Below are 16,524 nucleotides of genomic sequence, written 5' to 3' on the forward strand. Positions count from 1 at the left end.
CAATCATTTTTTAATATCAGTTCCTAATCGTTGCAGGTAAGCAATGAGTGCGATAATCTCCTTATCTGCATCTGCCTTGATGCCGTTTTGTTTTAATCTGGCCTGGATTTCTTGGGACTGTTTGCTCAGGTCGGTGTTGGCAATTTTATCATAACCTTTTTCATAAGGCACGCCTAATGTTTGCATGGCGCGGATCTTGGCGGCGGTGGTGCTTGTGTCGAGATCGTCTTCCAGCAGCCAGCCATATCGGGGCATAATAGAGCCAGGCGACATACTGGTTGGATCTTCCATGTGGTTATAGTGCCAGGAATCGGGGTATTTTCCGCCTATACGGTGCAGGTCCGGCCCGGTGCGTTTGGAACCCCATTGGTGCGGGTAATCGTAAACGAATTCGCCCGATTTGGAATATTCTCCATAGCGCTCGATCTCGGAGCGGAACGGGCGGATCATTTGGGTATGACACACGTAGCAGCCTTCCCGGACATAAATATCGCGGCCCTGCAATTCCAGTGGTGTGTACGGTTTTACGGATGCAATGGTAGGGACATTGGATTTGATCATGAAAGTTGGGATCATCTCGATCATTCCACCGATGGCCACGGCCACCAGCGCAAATACTGTAAGTGCAAGTGGTTTGCGTTCAAACAGCCTGCGGTGCCAGTACTCGCTCTTTTCGGCATGCCAGATGGCATTCAATGGCATTGCTTTGGCTGTTTCGGTTTGTATTAATTTCCCTTTCAGTGCCGTCATCCACAAGTTGTAGATCATTACAATGAAGCCGACAATGTAGAGTGTGCCGCCTACGCTGCGCAGGAAATACAATGGTTTGAGCTGCGTTACGGTTTCGAGGAAGTTGGGATATTTCAAAAGCCCTTCCTGCGTGAATTCTTTCCACATAGAGCTTTGCACCCAGCCAGCCCAGTACATAGGAATGGTGTAAAATAAAATCCCGATGGTTCCGATCCAGAAGTGGAAATTGGCAGCCTTTTGAGAATATAACGGACGTCCGTATATGCGCGGGAAAAGCCAGTATAAAATCCCGAAAGTCAGAAAGCCGTTCCAGCCAAGTGCTCCTACGTGCACGTGCGCTACGATCCAGTCGGTATAATGGGCGATGGCGTTTACGTTTTTGAAGGAAAGCATCGGGCCTTCGAAAGTGGCCATACCATAGGCGGTGATGGCTACAACCATGAATTTGAGCACAACATCTTCCCGCACTTTGTCCCAGGCGCCGCGCAGGGTCATCAGCCCGTTGATCATTCCACCCCAGGAAGGCGCGATCAGCATCACGGAAAACACGGTTCCCAGTGTCTGCGCCCATTCGGGCAGGGAAGTGTACAGCAAATGGTGTGGCCCGGCCCAGATATAAAGGAATATCAGCGCCCAGAAATGCACGATGGAAAGCCGGTAGGAATAAATAGGACGGTTAGCCGCTTTGGGAAGGAAATAATACATCAGTCCCAAATAAGGAGTTGTAAGAAAAAACGCCACGGCATTGTGCCCATACCACCATTGCACGAGCGCATCCTGCACGCCTGCGTACACTGAGTAACTTTTGAAAAGAGAGATAGGAAGCGCCATACTGTTGACCACGTGCAGCATTGCAACAGTGACAAATGAAGCAATGTAAAACCAAACCGCAGCGTAAATGTGCTCAGTGCGCCGGTGAATGGTGGTCATTACCAGGTTAATAAGTGCTGCAACCCACACTACGGCGATGGCAATGTCAAGCGGCCATTCCAGCTCTGCGTATTCTTTGGAAGTGGTAAGGCCCATCGGCAATGTAATGGCGGCAGCCACAATGATAAACTGCCATGCCCAGAAATGAATCCTGCTCAGTACAGGGCTCCACATCGGCGTCCTTAAAACGCGGGGCGCGGAATAATACAGGCCAGTGAAGAAACCATTTCCTACAAAAGCGAAAATGACCGCATTGGTGTGCAGTGGCCGGATGCGGCTGAATGTAAGGTAAGGCAGATCCATATTCAGGTTGGGAAACACCAGCTGCAACGCAGCAAGCAGCCCGACAAGCATACCGATTAGCCCGAAAAGTATCGTTGCAATGGCGAAATCCCGCACAACGCGGTTATCATATTGGAACTCATCCAGTTCAACGGTTGCCAGAGCGGGATGGGGAACGTTTGACATAACTCAGGTAAAATTTAGTGAATATCTGTTGGTTTGGTTTTGGTCTCGTCGCTGTTGGAATCATCGAAAAGAATTCGGATCGAGGGCGTATAGTCGTCATCGTAATGGCCCTTGCGCACCGACCAAAGGAAGGCTCCCAAAAAGGCCAGGGCGATGGCAAGGCTTGCGATAATCATGACGAACATTGCGCTCATTTTGAAGGGATCTTTTTGTTTTTCTAATGCCCAAAACTACCGGATCGGCCCGAGCAGAAAGATGACGCCAGCATGGTTCACAACTGACTTTCGTCAGTTTTTCAATATTCTTTTGGCCGCAATGTTACTGGCTATGGTGGTAAAGCCTACAATCGAAATCAGGCTTACCGGCATCAGAATGGCCGCAAGAACCGGCGAAAGTTGGCCGCCTATTGCAAAAAACAGCCCTCCGATGTTGTATATCAGCGAAATAGCAAAACTGGCTTTGATGATCTTTTGTCCCTGGCGGGCCAGGTTGATAAAAGCAGGCAGGCGGGAAAGCTGCTTGCCGTCGATGATCATATCGCAGGATGGGGTGAAATTGTTGATATCGTCCGAAACGGCTACACCCACATTACTCTGCTGCAAAGCGCCCGCATCATTGAGCCCATCGCCGACCATGAGCACATTCTGATGCAGCTTCTCCTGCAATGTGGCTATGAATGCCAGCTTGTCTTCGGGTTTTTGTTTAAAATACAAATGGGCATCGTTTCCGAAAATATGCGCCAGGTATTGCTGGTCTGTCGGCTTGTCGCCGGAGAGCAAATAGGTGTTAAAGCCGTGGTTATGGAGCGCTTCAATGGTCTTCGGAAGGTTTTCGCGGTATTTTATTTTTATCATAAAATAACCTTGGCAGACGCCATCAATGCTGACATAAACCCTGGAAGAACCCAGATCATTTTCATTTTTTTGTTCTCCCGCCCAAGCCGCCGAACCCAGCTTTACAATCTGATTGCCAAGTGAACCTTTAATGCCCGAACCGCTGGCTTCTACATAATACGAAAGCTTCTGCGTTCCGCACTGAATATGCGCCAGGCTTTTTACAACCAATCTGCTGAGCGGATGGGAGGATTGGCTGGCAATTGTCTTCACCATCGCCAGATCCTGATCCGTCATTTTTGTTCCGATAAATGCCACTTCTGCATCATCTGAGCGGGTTATCGTGCCAGTTTTGTCAAATACAACCGTGTTGATTTTGGAAAGCCGCTCGATAGCATCCGCGTTTTTGGGATAGCATTGATTTTTGCCAAAAAGCGCCATCAGGTTGCCATTGGTGAATGTGGAGGAAAACAGCAAGCCACACGGACAGGCCACGAGCAGGCAGGTTGTGAATGCGCGGAAAGCCGTTTCAGGATTTTTTAAAATGACAAACCAAAAAGCGAATGTGAGCGTAGCAATGATTAACACAATGACTGAAAAATAGCGGTTGATGCGGGCGGCCAGCATCTTGTTCTGATCTTCTTTTTGTTTGGAAAAACTCTCATTATTCCAAAGTTGTGTCAGATAACTTTGCGAAACTTTCCGGACAATTTCCAGCTCAATGGCAGGGCCGGTTTGCTTGCCGCCTGCATAAATCGTATCTCCTTTTTTACGCCTGACGGGTTCGGCTTCGCCGGAAACGAAACTGTAATCAATCAATGCTTGGGGGCTTAACAACACGGAATCGGCCGGGATCAGCTCTGCATTTCTGACCAGAATAATGTCCGCCTCTTTCAAATCCGTTACCGGCGTCCGGATCTCGGCTTTTCCGCTCAAAACAGAAACCGCCACGGGAAAATAGGAGCGATAATCACGATCGAAAGAAATGCCTGCGTAAGTTTTATCCTGAAAAAACCGGCCCGTCAGCATGAAGAAAACTGCGCCGGTAAGGGAGTCAAAATAACCCGGACCTGTGCCGGAAACGATCTGGTAAAAGCTCAGACTAAAAATAGAAACCAGCGCGATGACGATCGGGGCATCAATGTTCAGGTATTTTCCTTTGAGGGCTGCCCAGGCGGATTTGAAAAAATCACTGGCGCAATAAAGCAAGACAGGAATGGCCAGGGCCAGGTTCAGCCAGCCGAAGGTGGATCTCAGGCTTTCATCAAATGCATCTTTTCCTAAATGGAAATATTCAGGAAAGCTGAGCATCATTACATTGCCAAAGCAAAATCCGGCCACGCCGATCTTATAAAGCCTTTTGCGATTCCACTTTTTTTGCTGCTCACCCGCAATGTCGTTCAGGCTGATGTAAGGTTCATATCCAATGCTTGCAATCAAGGTTGCCAGCTCGCTCAACTTCACTTTTTCGGGTTCAAATGTGATCCTGACCTTCTTTTCGGGAAAGTTAACCACCGAGCTTCTGATGGCCGGATTGAATTTATAAAGCTGTTCCAAAAGCCAGATACACGAGCTGCAATGCATTTTTGGAATATACCAGCTCACCTGCGACAGGCGGCCGTCGGTGAACTCGATTATTTTTGCGCTGACCTCGGGCAGGTCCAGGTAATCGAACTTGCCTTCAAAAAAAGATTTGTCAGGAGAAATACCTGCGGAGCCGTCAATTGCGTAATAATCACAGAGTTCGGTGACTTTTAAAAGATCGTAAACATGATAGCAACCCTCGCAGCAAAACGCATGTTCATCGGCCGTAATCGTGTCCTGCGAGCAAGTTTGCCCGCAATGGTAACACGTGTTTTGCGCGATTTTTAGGGCCGCGTCTTCGCGCGCTATGCTGTCTATGTCCTGATCCATGGTATTTGCTTCTTAATGCTCCCTCAAAATTGAAGAAAGAATTTGTCCGTAAATTTGACCGCGGTTGGTTGCGAAAATGACTTTGATCAGGTTTTCTGCATTAGTTTGCGGCGCCATATCTTAATTCACTGTTCTGGCATTATATTAATAGGAGTCAAGCACAATTGATATCAACTTTACTTATGGGAACATCGGGTTATGCTTACGAACTGCCGGGTACAGTTTCAGCGGTTTTCTTTACCAAAAAAGACGCGGAAAATGCCTATCAGGCGCTGCTGAAATTAGGTCACACAGAAGATGATATTTCGCTGCTTATGTCGGATGAGACACTGAGCAAGCATACCAATCCGACCAGTGAAAGCACGGGTTACGGTGTTGATGAACAGCTTGGCTCGATCGAGGAGAAGCCCAAGGAAGGCGCCAAGCATAAGATTGCCGAAGCCATCATTTCCATCACATCCATGATTTCGTTGCCAGAGCTGGGCATTTCTATTTCCCGAAGGTTGATTGGGAAGGTGGAGCAGAAACCGGAGACACAGACCATTAGCCACGTAATAGCAACCCAGATCCCGGAAGAACATTGCGACACTTACGAAACGGGCATCAAGGAAGGCGGCATTATCATTAGTGTGGATCCCAAAAACCGCGCAGAAAGGGACGCCATTGTCCGGGAGTTCCGAAACAATGACGGCCACGACATTCTGGGGGACGACGGTTATACTGAGCTGGATTGAATGAAACGATCATTCCTTAATCATCTCTTAAACTACGGACAGGATTCATTTTCGCGGCTTTCACAGACTGAAAGCCGATGGTAACAGCTGTAACCATGGCAACAATGCCAATGGTAAGGCCGAAAACCCAGGGGCCAAGATTTACTTTGTACGCATAACCAGCCAGCCAGTTATTCATAAAAAACCAGCCGAGCGGCGCTGCCAGCAGGAAAGCGATCAGCAGTAATGTTGCAAATTCCCGGCCGAATATCCAGAGAAGCTGTGCTTGGCTCGCCCCCAGGACTTTTCTGACGCCGATTTCCTTGGAGCGGGATGCGGCCATAAAAGTAACGAGCCCATATAAACCCAGGCAGCCTATCACCAGTGCAATGAACGAGAAAACCTGAATAAGACCAAGCAGGATATTTTCGGTTTGGTAAAACTGCTCTATGCGGTCGTCGAGGAAATCAGCGTGATAGACGTGCTCGGGGTAAGTTGCGTTCCAGGTTTTTTCAATCTCGCCCAATGTTTGTGACCGGCTGCGCGAATTGATTTTCACAGCTGCCATACCATTCAATTGATGATCATTAAAGATTGCAGCTGGCTGGATTCCTGCCCTGAGTCCGTCCAGGTTAAAATTCTTCACTACGCCAACGATCGTTTTATCTTTTCCCCAAATGGTGATGCTTTTGCCAAGGATCTCCCCGGGATTTGCCAGCCCAAGCTGCTTAACCATCGCCTCATTGACAAGGGTCTCGTTTCGGGTACTGTCGTTGGATGTGAAATTTTGCCCGGCCAGGATTTTTAGTCCGAATAGTGGCGCAAAATTCATGTCGCCAATTCTCAGTTTTATTGTAAATTTCTCCTTTTCAGGCCGGTGATTGTAAGAAAATGGCTCGCTGGCGTGCATTTGTGACATTGGCGGTTCGGCGCCTAATGCCACCTGTTCGACGCCTTTTATTTTGCCTAGCTGCTCACTGAATGTTTGCTGTCTGGTCATGTTGCCGCCAGGGATTTTTACAGTCAGTATCTCTTCCCGGTTGAAGCCAAGATCTGCGGATTTAAGATATTTGACCTGCGCCGACATGACAATCACTGCAATGAGAAAGACTTGCGTAATAACAAATTGTACAACAACAAGACCCTTGCGAACTGAAACTTTTCCAGCTTTTTGCGAAGACAACTTTCCCTTTAAAGCAGCCACCGGATTGAACCCGGAAATGATCGCTGAGGGATAAAACCCTGCTAAAATAATTACAGAAACAATCATCAGCACAAACCAGGCCAGCGCATTGGGTCGTAGCAAATCCATGATTGAGATGTCCGCTCTTAACATGCTTAGGGCGCCATTAAGCATGGGCAGATTCAGCTGCGTAATGACCAAGGCGATCGCAAAAGCGATCAGGCAAAGCAAAGCGATTTCGGTAATGAACTGGCCGATCAGCTGGCGGCGGGAGCTTCCCAGGGATTTTCTTACACCCACTTCTTTGGAACGGCGCATGGCCTGTGCGGTGGTAATGTTGATGAAATTAACGCAGGACGCCACCACGAGGCATATGCCTATCACGATCAGTGCGTAAAGGATCGGTCGGGGAGCGCCGCCGAAGCCCGGTGCATGGAACATTTCGCTAAGGGGAATTACGGCGAAATGATACTTTTTGGCGTCTGCGGCATTATAATATTTGTGTGTAATGTCGGAAAGGCTTTTTGCCAGTTCATGCGCAGCCGCGCCTTTTTTCAATGCTACCCAGCACATTGTCGAAGGTTCGGCCCAGGTGCTGAGCATATTGGGATCGTTATAGAAGCCCGGGATTGAGGCATAGGATATCAAAATGTCGTAGCGCAGTTGGGAACTGGACGGCGGATTTTCAATGACGCCCGTCACGGTCAGGTTCAGTTTGTTTTCAAAGCGCAGGACTTTGCCGATGGCCTGGGATGTTCCAAAATATTTTTCAGCATATTTTCGGGATAAAACCACTGTGTTAGGCTCAGCCAGCGCCCGTTTTGGCCGGCCGGCAAGCCATTTGGAATCAAAAACCTGAAAAAACTCCGGCTCAGTAAAGCAAATGTTCCGCGATTCTTCAAATTTCTTTGATGGGCCAGACTTCCTTATCTCGCTCTCGCTGACCGGAATGCTGATAACGGCGCCGAAAATGTTGTTTAATCTTACGGCACTTTCCACGAACGGATATTCCCGCCTCAGCACATCGCCCATCGGACGCGGCGTCACATCCAGATGCTGCGGTTGCTCTTCGAGAATGTCAGTCACAATCCAAAAAGTGCGGTCGGCTTTGGCGTGATAGCGGTTGAAGCTGAAAAGATAACTGACGAGCAGAAAAATAAGCAGCCCGCTTGCCAGTCCGATTGATAATCCAAAAATACTGACGGCATTCGTGCTGCGGTTTCGCCAGATGTTGCGCAAGCCGGTTTTGAGATGATTGCTAAACAGGTTTTTCATAGGCTTTTTACAGGGAGTAAATTAAGTATACGTCTCCCCGAAGCTCGTTAAAACCGTGCCAAGTATCAAATGCTATTATATATCAATAATTTATATATAAAGCTAAACATAAAATTGTTCAAAAATGAACACAGATTGTACGGGAATGCACGACGAAAAAAGTTATTTCAAATATCTCTTTCTAAGCAAATGCATCATATGCACATTAATTGCCCATTGATCTGCCAGCGGCTGATGCGTGAAGGGAACGGTCGGCAGGTAATTAGGCGGGCCGAATTCTGTTAAAACGGTCAGCGTTTCACCACTTTTTACTTTGTACTCCACCACCTTGTCCCACCATGCCAGGTGCGCTTTTACTGCTGCGTCCCATTCCGGTGCCCGGGGATCGTTCACCTGCGGGCCTTCTTCGTGCCCGATGCGCGAGTGAATGTGGCCTACGCGTGCCAGTGCCAGCTGAATGGTTTCCTGCTGATCGGCGAGCAGGCTTTCGTGAACATTGCACCAGTGCGAAATATCCAGTGTGAGCCTTAAATCGGGGTTTTTCTCAATAAAATTGCGTGCAATGTGAGCGGCGAAAAGCATTCTTCCCCGATGCGTTTCGTGGTAAATGGGAATGCCCGTTTTTGCAGTTGCGGCCGATGTATGGTCAATAAAGGCTTTGTTTTGGTCGTAGGTGAAGAAATCCTTCCCGCTGTGGCAATTGATATACAATGGTTTCTGCTCAAACTGCGTTGAGGCGGCATCGATCTGCTTTTTAAATGCATCCAGATGGGCGGCATAGTCCTTTTCGCCCGAGCCGCATAGCAATCCCACATCCAGATTGTGCTTTTTTAATGCTGTAAATAGCTCTTTCTGTTTTTCTTTTGTGCCCGGCCACCACATCTCAATGCCGTCATACCCTTCATTTTTTACTGCTGCGCAAAATGCATCCGTCGTGCCGGCAAAACCCCAGTTGGTTCCCAATATTTTTAAAGAAAGCTTGTCTGCAAACTGAGTTGGCGCTTTTTCTGCACCCGAAACAGCTTCAAAGCCAGTGAGCATGCCTGCTGTGGCCATGGCGCTGCCCATGAATTTCCGACGGTCCATATTATTTGTTTTTAAGTTCTTTTTTATCATTTATATCGCCCGCCTTGACAAATTGCGCCACTGCGGCTTCATTGAAACCATTCATGACCAACAGGTTGGGCTTTTGCCGTCCCATCTGACTTACGGCGCTGTCTGTCACAGCAGACTGCCAGACATAAACTGAGCGGAGCGCCTTCATTTCGGCGATGGCTTTCAATCCTTTGTCGCCAACTTTGGTGTTAACAATGTTGATATAACCCAAGTGGGCGAGGGGTTTAAGGGAGATAATGCCCTTGTCGGTAACGTCAGTGTATTCCAAATGCAACTTGCTCAGGTTCGGGAACCTGGCAATCTGCGGCAATGCGGCATCGGTGATGGCGGTGCTGCCTAGTTTGAGCCAGGTGATTTGCCGGGCAACGGGCTGTAACAATTCCATTTGCTTATCGCTGAATCCGGGCAGGTTCACTGCACTGATCTCCAGCAAATTCTGGTCTTGGGACAATGTATTGACCATCAGTCCCGCTTTTCGCAGATTTTCAATATCCTGCTCATTGGCCGCAGGCACTTTAATACTCAGCATGCCGGGTTGTTCCGCCTTATCGGCACCCGCCGGGCCGGTTTTTCCTAATGATGCCAATGCAGATTTAATTGATTCGGATACGGTTAGTTGCGCTACTTTTTTATCTGCCGGAGCGCCCTGATCGATCCACCACGTGAGCAGCGCGATCTGATCTGCTGTCAGTTGGGGCTTGCCTTTGGGCGGCATATGCTCATCCTCATTTTCGGGCAGCAGGCACCTTTTGATCATATCACTTTCTTCGCCTTTTCCTGCAACGAATGCAGGGCCGTTCTCTCCGCCTTTGACGAGTAAGGCCAGCTGATCCATCCGCAGATCACCTTTGCTTTTGCTTGCGCTGTGGCACTGAGTGCATTTGGCTTCCAGGATCGGCTGCACAATGTCGGTGTAAACAATGGCCTGCTGAATGTCGGTAATGGGTTTGATTGCAGCTGGTTTGGCCTGCACAGGAGGCAGGCCGGCAAGGCCGCGGAATGGTTCGGGCGTGTACTGGGTCAAATAACCTTCTCCGTGGGTAAGCGAGCCGCCGTCGTGGCCAGCACTTAATGTAAGCGCGGTTGCAATCAGGATCGCGGGAAGGTAAATGATCTTGCCGGCAGGCATTAGCCGTTGCAACATGTCGGATTTGACCAGCCAGGCCGCCCAGGCAAATGCAGCGACTCCTATTCCTTTCCACATGTGGTTATCAAGCAAACCGGCATCATAACCGCCGCTCAATGAAAGCAGATAACCAGCCACGCAGGCGAATGTTGCGCCCATGGCCGAACATAGGAGAATAAAAGTGATAACGCCTTCACTGACAGCAATCTTACCCCATCGTCTTCCGATTTCGAGTAAGGACGCTATCAATAAAAAGCCAATAGGGAAGTGAACAATGGCCGGATGGAACCGGCCAATGAATGTGGCCCAGGACGAATCCTGCAATAAAATATGATACATGATAAGGGGTTTAGGAACTACGCAATTACTTCTTTTACAACCTTTCCTTCTGTGTCTGTAAGCCGGAAATTTCTTCCCTGGAAAGGATAGGTGAATTTTTCATGGTCAAAGCCCATTAAGTGAAGGATAGTTGCCTGTAAATCATGTACATGCGTTCTGCCTTTGGTGCCGTAGTAACCCAGCTCGTCAGTTTCTCCGTGTGAAAAACCTTGCTTTACACCGCCGCCAGCCATCCACATTGTGAATGCATCCAGATGGTGATCGCGGCCCATAAAAGGCATCACGAGTCCGTTGCGGTTTTCCTGCATCGGCGTTCTGCCAAACTCAGCGCCCCAAATCACGAGCGTTTCTTCCAGTAACCCACGCATTTTCAGATCCTTGATCAGCGCAGCAACCGGCTGGTCGGACTCGCGGCATTTCTGACGCAGGCCACCTTCCACATTATGGTCTTTGGAAGTGCCGTGGCCGTCCCAGCCCCAGTCGAAAAGCTGTACAAACCGTACGTCGTTTTCCACCAGTTTCCGAGCCAGCAGGCAGTTCATGGCAAATGTTCCCTCGCCGGGTTTAACGCCATACATATCCAGAATGAATTGGGGTTCTTTGGACACATCCATCACTTCGGGAACGGACATTTGCATGCGGAATGCCATTTCATACTGGCTGATCCGGGTCAGGATTTCCGGGTCTTTTACGTCCTCGTACGTCTGTTTGTTAATTTCATTAATGGCTTCAATGGTCTGTTTGCGCATGTCCCGGTTCATACCATTCGGATCGCTCACATATAAAACCGGATCGCCCCCGGTGCGGCACTGCACACCCTGATAAACAGAGGGTAGGAACCCGCTGCCGAAAACGCTTTTGCCTGCATCAGGCTGCTGTCCGCCCGAGGCAAGTACGATAAATCCCGGAAGATTCTGATTTTCCGAGCCTAAGCCGTAAACAGACCATGCCCCAAGACTTGGTCTTCCCAGCCGCGGACTTCCCGTATGCATCAGCAGTTGCGCTGGCGCGTGGTTGAACTGATCCGTATGCATGGCTTTCAGAAATGTGATCTCGTCGGCAACGGTTTGCAGATAAGGCACATAATCGGACATCCAGGCGCCAGACTGGCCATATTGTGCGAAATGTCCCTGCGGACCCAGCATTTTGGGCACACCCTGGATAAAGGCGAATTTTTTGCCTTCCAAAAACTCGGCAGGACAGTCGCGGCCGTGGTATTTCACCAGTTCAGGCTTGTAGTCGAAAAGTTCAAGCTGCGAAGGCGCTCCGGCCATGTGAATGTAGATGACACGCTTAGCCTTGGGTGCAAACTGCGGAATGCGCGATTTTGCAACGTCACCGGCGGGACTGCCCGCAGCCGACGAAGGCCCGCAGGAATCCAGCATAGTTCCTAATCCCAATGCACCCAAGCCGAAGCCGACCGACTGCAAAAAGTGCCGCCGGGTCTGATGAAGCAATGCTGTATGTTGGAGTTCTTTTTGTAGGTTTTCCATGTTCATTCCTTTGTAATCACATTATCTAAATTCAACATGACATTGGCCGAAATTGTCAGCGCGGCCAGTTCTGGTGTGCGCTCTTTTCCGTAGGCCAGGATGCTGTCTGCTTCTACTGGTTTCTTCTTATATGCGTCCAGCGCCTGCTTGTAGACCTTTACGAGCACATTCAGGTTTTTTTCTTCAATGCTTTGGAAAGTGAGCATGCGGTAACCTTCTTTTAATTGTTGTTCGGGCGTTTTTCCGCGCTGCTGCATTCGGGTTGCCAGCTTTTCGGCAGCTTCCAGATACACCGGATCATTCAATGTGACTAGTGCCTGCAATGGTGTATTGGTCAAAATTCTTCTGGATTGGCAGAACTCGCGGCTTGGCGCGTCGAATGTAACCATGGAAGGGTAGGGAGCTGTGCGCTTCCAATATGTGTAAACGCCCCGCCGGTAACGGTCTTCGCCTTCGCTCAAAACCCACTTTTCACCGCTATAAGGAGATTGCCAGATCTTGTCAGGCTGAGGTGGCATTACGCCGGGGCCATACATTTTATCAGAAATCAAACCGCTGCACGCAAGTGCCTGGTCGCGGACCTGCTCAGCGCTGAGCCTTACGCGCGGGCCACGCGAAATCCAGATGTTGTAAGGGTCTTTTTCCAGCTTGTTTTCATCCGTTTTAGAGCTTTGGCGGTAAGTGGACGACATTACAATCGTTTTCAGCATCTTTTTAATGCTCCATTTGTCTTGCTCCATAAACTTGACTGCGAGCCAGTCCAGCAGCTCGGGATGGGTGGGCTCGGCTCCCTGGGAACCGAAATCTTCCACGGTTTCTACAATTCCTTTACCAAACAATTGCTCCCAGAACCGGTTTACGATCACGCGGGAAGTGAGTGCATTGTCGCGGCTTACGATCCATTTGGCCAGACCGACACGGTCCCTCGGCGCGTCTTTGGGCAACGGAGCGAGCAATTTTGGAACGTCAGGTTTTACTTCCGCGCCTTTTACCATCCAGTTTCCTCTTACAAAAACATTGGTTTTACGCGCGAAATCTCCTTTTCCTTCCCAGATTACCGGCATACTTTCCGTTTGGTGTGTGAGAACCGTCGCATAATCAGCCACAATGTTGTTATAATCAGGCTTTTCCTTGCCCGGCAATGCCTTTTGGAATGACATCCACGTTATCCTGACCCATTCGTCGGGGTTTTTCGGGCTTTTTAATGAAAGGAAAATATCATGTTTGCCAGCCGTTTTTACCAATGGCGCAATGATCACTGAATCTCTGACAGGCACATTCATTTGAGAAATCACGGGCCCATCCAGCTTGTCCAAGTGCAGCGAAAGCACGGCGTTCTGTGCTTTGGTGGAAACATTCATGACCACATTATCTGCATTGGAAAGATCAACTCCGGCGATCCTTGCATTCCCATTATTTTTAACACCATAATAAGAGATCAGCAGCACAGTTGACTGGTCACCTTTGATAAAATTATGCGCATTGATTTTAGGCTCCATCACCTTCATAAACTGCGTTACTTCCGGCAGTTGCTCAGGTTTGCTTTCCCTGATCCAGCTTTTCACTCTTTCTACGCGGGCTGAATCTTCACCTTTGTAAAATCGCATTTTCGGCCATTCGTCCCATACATCTTCATCACGGGTGTTATTGAAAAAGGCCATGTATTTGTAATAATCCTCGTGCGGAATAGGGTCATAGGGATGGCTGTGACATTGAATGCAGGCGAATGTGGTTCCCTGCCACACCTCCCAGGTTGTGTTCACACGGTCGATCTGGGCAGCAGTCCGGAATTCTTCGTCGTCGGTTCCGCCTTCATTATTGGTCATTGTATTGCGGTGATAGCCCGTGGCGATCATGTTCTCTTCCAGTGGGAAGCCGTCTTTGTCCTTTTGTAACAAATCGCCGGCCAGCTGCTCGATGGTAAACTGGTCAAATGGTTTATCCTGATTGAATGATTTGACCACATAATCGCGGTAACGCCACATGGTTCTGCCTCCGTCACTTTCGTAGCCCTTTGTATCCGCATAGCGCGCCAGATCCATCCACATGGAGGTCCATCGCTCACCATATGCGGGCGATTTCAACAATCTGTCAACCACTTTCTCGTAGGCATTTTCAGATTTATCATTGACAAAATCAGCGACTTGCTTTTCCGTAGGTGGAAGGCCTGTAAGATCCAGACTTACCCGGCGTATCAATGTGGCACGATCAGCTTCTGCGGAAACATTGAGGCCCTTATCCTTTAATTTATCAAGAACAAAATGGTCAATTTCGTTTGTAGCCCACTTTTTATCCGCATTATCAATCAATCCGAACAGGTTACTGAAACCGTCCAGAGAAGGCACGTCGGGTCTCTCGATCTTTTTATAGGACCAATGTGTTTCCCATTTCGCGCCCTGATTGATCCATTTTTTTAGTATATCAATTTCCTCTTCCTTCAAAGGCGTGCCGTTTTTAGGCATTTTCTCGTCCGGGTCATCGCTTAATATACGGCGGATCATTTCGCTGGCATCCGCATCGCCACGTACCACCGGAATTTTACCCGACTTGCCGGGTTCTAGCATTTCGTGTTCAAACAAGAAGCTCACGTCGCCTGCCTTCTTAACGCCGCCATGGCAGCCCATGCAATGCTTGTTGAGTATAGGCTTCACCTCGGTGTTGTAATCCACCGAGGAAGAGCCTAACGAGCCCGAAAGCCAGAAAAAGGAAGATATGGCAATGATGAGAACTCCCGCGCCAATAAATAATCTGTTACTCAGCATCCTTCAATCTTTTGTTAAAAATTTCATACGCTTCCGATCTATTGCCAGATCGCATTTTGCTTCACGTTCGGGTTACCCAGCAGTTCTTTTACTGGCAATGGTAAAACGTAGTCTCTCGCTTTCGGAACGCGGTCTACATTGTATTTTTGGGCAAAATGTTTTATTTCTTTACTAAGATAATCAATTGGACCGCCGAATTTACTCTTTCTGCGTAGTTCGGGATACATAACTTGCTCAAAAACAAATTCCTGCATGCGCTCCTGAATGATGGCATCGCGGAGTGCCGCCTGACTTAATGCCTTCAATGCCGGAATTCCCGCGCGCTCCCTTACTTTGTTGATCGAGATAAGCGGATTGCCCTGTCCGCTCTCATTACAAGCTTCGGAATGGCCCAGCAGAATGTCAGATAAACGAATATAGATCGTGTTTTTCTCGGTAGCTGAATTGCGTCTGTCCAGCTCGGCAATCTTGTTGGACCACGCTTTGCCAAAGATCATTTGCGCGGGATCTTTCGGATTGGCATCTGATTTCACCACGCCGCCAAAGCGTGAAAGGTTATAGTCGGCTTTCGGGCTCCATGTCACGATAGGATAGGTGCCATTGATTTTTCCAAAACGTCCCGTTGGATAGCTTTCAATGAATGTTCCCGCAATGCGCTTGTCCTTTGGGTCGTAAGCCGAGCGGAATTCCTGGGTTGTGCTGATCCAGCTCCATCCTGAACCGCCCAGTTCGCTGGGAAAATCCTCAGGATTGAAGTGGGCCGAATGCTGGCTGTATTCGTTGGGGCTGGCCGTGGCCGACACCTGCGCTTCAAAAATGCGCTCGCCCTGATTTTCGTGGACAAGATCGAAATTGAATGCAAAGTCGGCGTACAATGTCAGGCCGCTGTTGTTGATAATATCTTCTGCGGTTGCTTTGGCATCGGCCCATTTTTCATCCCACAATTGTGCCTTCATCAGCACCGATTTGGCAGCCCATTTGGTTGCGCGGCCCAGGTCGGCGCCTGTGTAGCTGGCTGGAAGCAGCTCGGCTGCGGCTTTGGTGTCGGCATAAATCTGGTCGATAATCGCCCGGTTACCGCCGCTGTTGGTAGGAAGCTCGGTAATGTTCTGGGTCGATTTTACAGACAGCGGCGCATCATCGAAATAACTGAGCAGACCATAATAGTAGAATGCCCGCAGAAACAACGTCTCGCCTTTCAACCGGTCGATCAGTGCCTGGTTGTTGGGATCTTTCATGGCTTCGGCGGTCTCGATGATCGCATTGGCGCGGTTGATGGAGCGGTAGCAAATGCCCCAGTAAGCTTCAATGTATTCGTCTGCCGGGTTTACATTGCCCAGGTTGAATTGCAGCGGGCCCTTTTCCCAGCCCACCTGGTAACCGCCGATCAGACATTCAAATACATAGCGGTCGTAGAAAAATCCGAAACCGCCCGAATTCAGGTCGTCATAAACGGCATTAACACCCAGTTTCAGTTCGTTGGCGGTTTTGTAAAATGTTTCCGGGTTGATAAAATCCGGCTTTTCTTTCAGATCCGAACAGCCGACGCCGGAAAGCATCAGCATTACCAGCGCGATCAGTCTTGTATAATGTAATTGTATATTTTTCATATCGATCATATC

General features: G+C 49.0%; 10 protein-coding genes. 1 reads left to right on the forward strand and 9 read right to left on the reverse strand.

Annotated elements, in window-relative coordinates:
• Positions 1-3: 3 nt before the first annotated feature.
• The 3 genes from ccoN to B5X68_RS07385 all read right to left on the reverse strand — a co-directional run bounded on the left by ccoN (position 4) and on the right by B5X68_RS07385 (position 4,895).
• A complete protein-coding gene (gene ccoN, locus B5X68_RS07375; RefSeq protein WP_082214077.1) occupies positions 4-2,148 on the reverse strand; it encodes a cytochrome-c oxidase, cbb3-type subunit I in 2,145 nt (714 codons plus the stop codon).
• 14 nt (positions 2,149-2,162) lie between these two features.
• Positions 2,163-2,342 (reverse strand): cbb3-type cytochrome oxidase assembly protein CcoS, encoded by a 180-nt coding sequence (ccoS, locus tag B5X68_RS07380; protein WP_082214078.1) that lies wholly within the window; start codon positions 2,340-2,342, stop codon positions 2,163-2,165.
• Between the two features lie 93 nt (positions 2,343-2,435).
• A complete protein-coding gene (locus B5X68_RS07385; RefSeq protein ID WP_082214079.1) occupies positions 2,436-4,895 on the reverse strand; it encodes a heavy metal translocating P-type ATPase in 2,460 nt (819 codons plus the stop codon).
• Between the two features lie 182 nt (positions 4,896-5,077).
• Between B5X68_RS07385 and B5X68_RS07390 the strand changes: the two genes are divergently transcribed.
• Entirely contained in the window at positions 5,078-5,629 is a 552-nt protein-coding gene (locus B5X68_RS07390; RefSeq protein WP_082214080.1) for a hypothetical protein, read from the forward strand.
• Between the two features lie 16 nt (positions 5,630-5,645).
• Here the strand turns inward: B5X68_RS07390 and B5X68_RS07395 are convergent, their stop codons facing one another.
• The 6 genes from B5X68_RS07395 to B5X68_RS07420 all read right to left on the reverse strand — a co-directional run bounded on the left by B5X68_RS07395 (position 5,646) and on the right by B5X68_RS07420 (position 16,512).
• The gene (locus B5X68_RS07395; protein ID WP_229208326.1) at positions 5,646-8,066 is read right to left on the reverse strand and encodes an ABC transporter permease; all 2,421 of its coding nucleotides are present in this window, start codon (positions 8,064-8,066) and stop codon (positions 5,646-5,648) included.
• A 162-nt stretch (positions 8,067-8,228) separates the two neighbouring features.
• Positions 8,229-9,152, reverse strand: a complete 924-nt coding sequence (locus B5X68_RS07400; RefSeq protein WP_082215247.1) for a sugar phosphate isomerase/epimerase family protein — start codon at positions 9,150-9,152, stop codon at positions 8,229-8,231.
• A gap of 1 nt (position 9,153) precedes the next feature.
• The gene (locus B5X68_RS07405; protein ID WP_082214081.1) at positions 9,154-10,647 is read right to left on the reverse strand and encodes a c-type cytochrome domain-containing protein; all 1,494 of its coding nucleotides are present in this window, start codon (positions 10,645-10,647) and stop codon (positions 9,154-9,156) included.
• A 17-nt stretch (positions 10,648-10,664) separates the two neighbouring features.
• Positions 10,665-12,140: a DUF1501 domain-containing protein gene (locus tag B5X68_RS07410; RefSeq protein WP_082215248.1), complete on the reverse strand. Its 1,476-nt coding sequence runs from the start codon at positions 12,138-12,140 to the stop codon at positions 10,665-10,667.
• 2 nt (positions 12,141-12,142) lie between these two features.
• Positions 12,143-14,902: a DUF1553 domain-containing protein gene (locus B5X68_RS07415; protein ID WP_082214082.1), complete on the reverse strand. Its 2,760-nt coding sequence runs from the start codon at positions 14,900-14,902 to the stop codon at positions 12,143-12,145.
• A 38-nt stretch (positions 14,903-14,940) separates the two neighbouring features.
• Positions 14,941-16,512 (reverse strand): RagB/SusD family nutrient uptake outer membrane protein, encoded by a 1,572-nt coding sequence (locus B5X68_RS07420; protein WP_082215249.1) that lies wholly within the window; start codon positions 16,510-16,512, stop codon positions 14,941-14,943.
• Positions 16,513-16,524 lie beyond the last annotated feature (12 nt).

Origin of the sequence: Dyadobacter psychrophilus, from assembly GCF_900167945.1 — a bacterium.
GTDB lineage: Bacteria > Bacteroidota > Bacteroidia > Cytophagales > Spirosomataceae > Dyadobacter > Dyadobacter psychrophilus.

Bases quoted from the DNA above. Each gene is read 5' to 3' on its own strand.
- B5X68_RS07385 (WP_082214079.1), bottom strand. From the start codon at position 4,895: ATGGATCAGGACATAGACAGCATAGCGCGCGAAGACGCGGCCCTAAAA.
- B5X68_RS07390 (WP_082214080.1), top strand. From the start codon at position 5,078: ATGGGAACATCGGGTTATGCTTACGAACTGCCGGGTACAGTTTCAGCG.
- ccoS (WP_082214078.1), bottom strand. From the start codon at position 2,342: ATGAGCGCAATGTTCGTCATGATTATCGCAAGCCTTGCCATCGCCCTG.
- B5X68_RS07410 (WP_082215248.1), bottom strand. From the start codon at position 12,140: ATGGAAAACCTACAAAAAGAACTCCAACATACAGCATTGCTTCATCAG.
- B5X68_RS07420 (WP_082215249.1), bottom strand. From the start codon at position 16,512: ATGAAAAATATACAATTACATTATACAAGACTGATCGCGCTGGTAATG.
- B5X68_RS07395 (WP_229208326.1), bottom strand. From the start codon at position 8,066: ATGAAAAACCTGTTTAGCAATCATCTCAAAACCGGCTTGCGCAACATC.
- B5X68_RS07415 (WP_082214082.1), bottom strand. From the start codon at position 14,902: ATGCTGAGTAACAGATTATTTATTGGCGCGGGAGTTCTCATCATTGCC.
- B5X68_RS07400 (WP_082215247.1), bottom strand. From the start codon at position 9,152: ATGGACCGTCGGAAATTCATGGGCAGCGCCATGGCCACAGCAGGCATG.
- ccoN (WP_082214077.1), bottom strand. From the start codon at position 2,148: ATGTCAAACGTTCCCCATCCCGCTCTGGCAACCGTTGAACTGGATGAG.
- B5X68_RS07405 (WP_082214081.1), bottom strand. From the start codon at position 10,647: ATGTATCATATTTTATTGCAGGATTCGTCCTGGGCCACATTCATTGGC.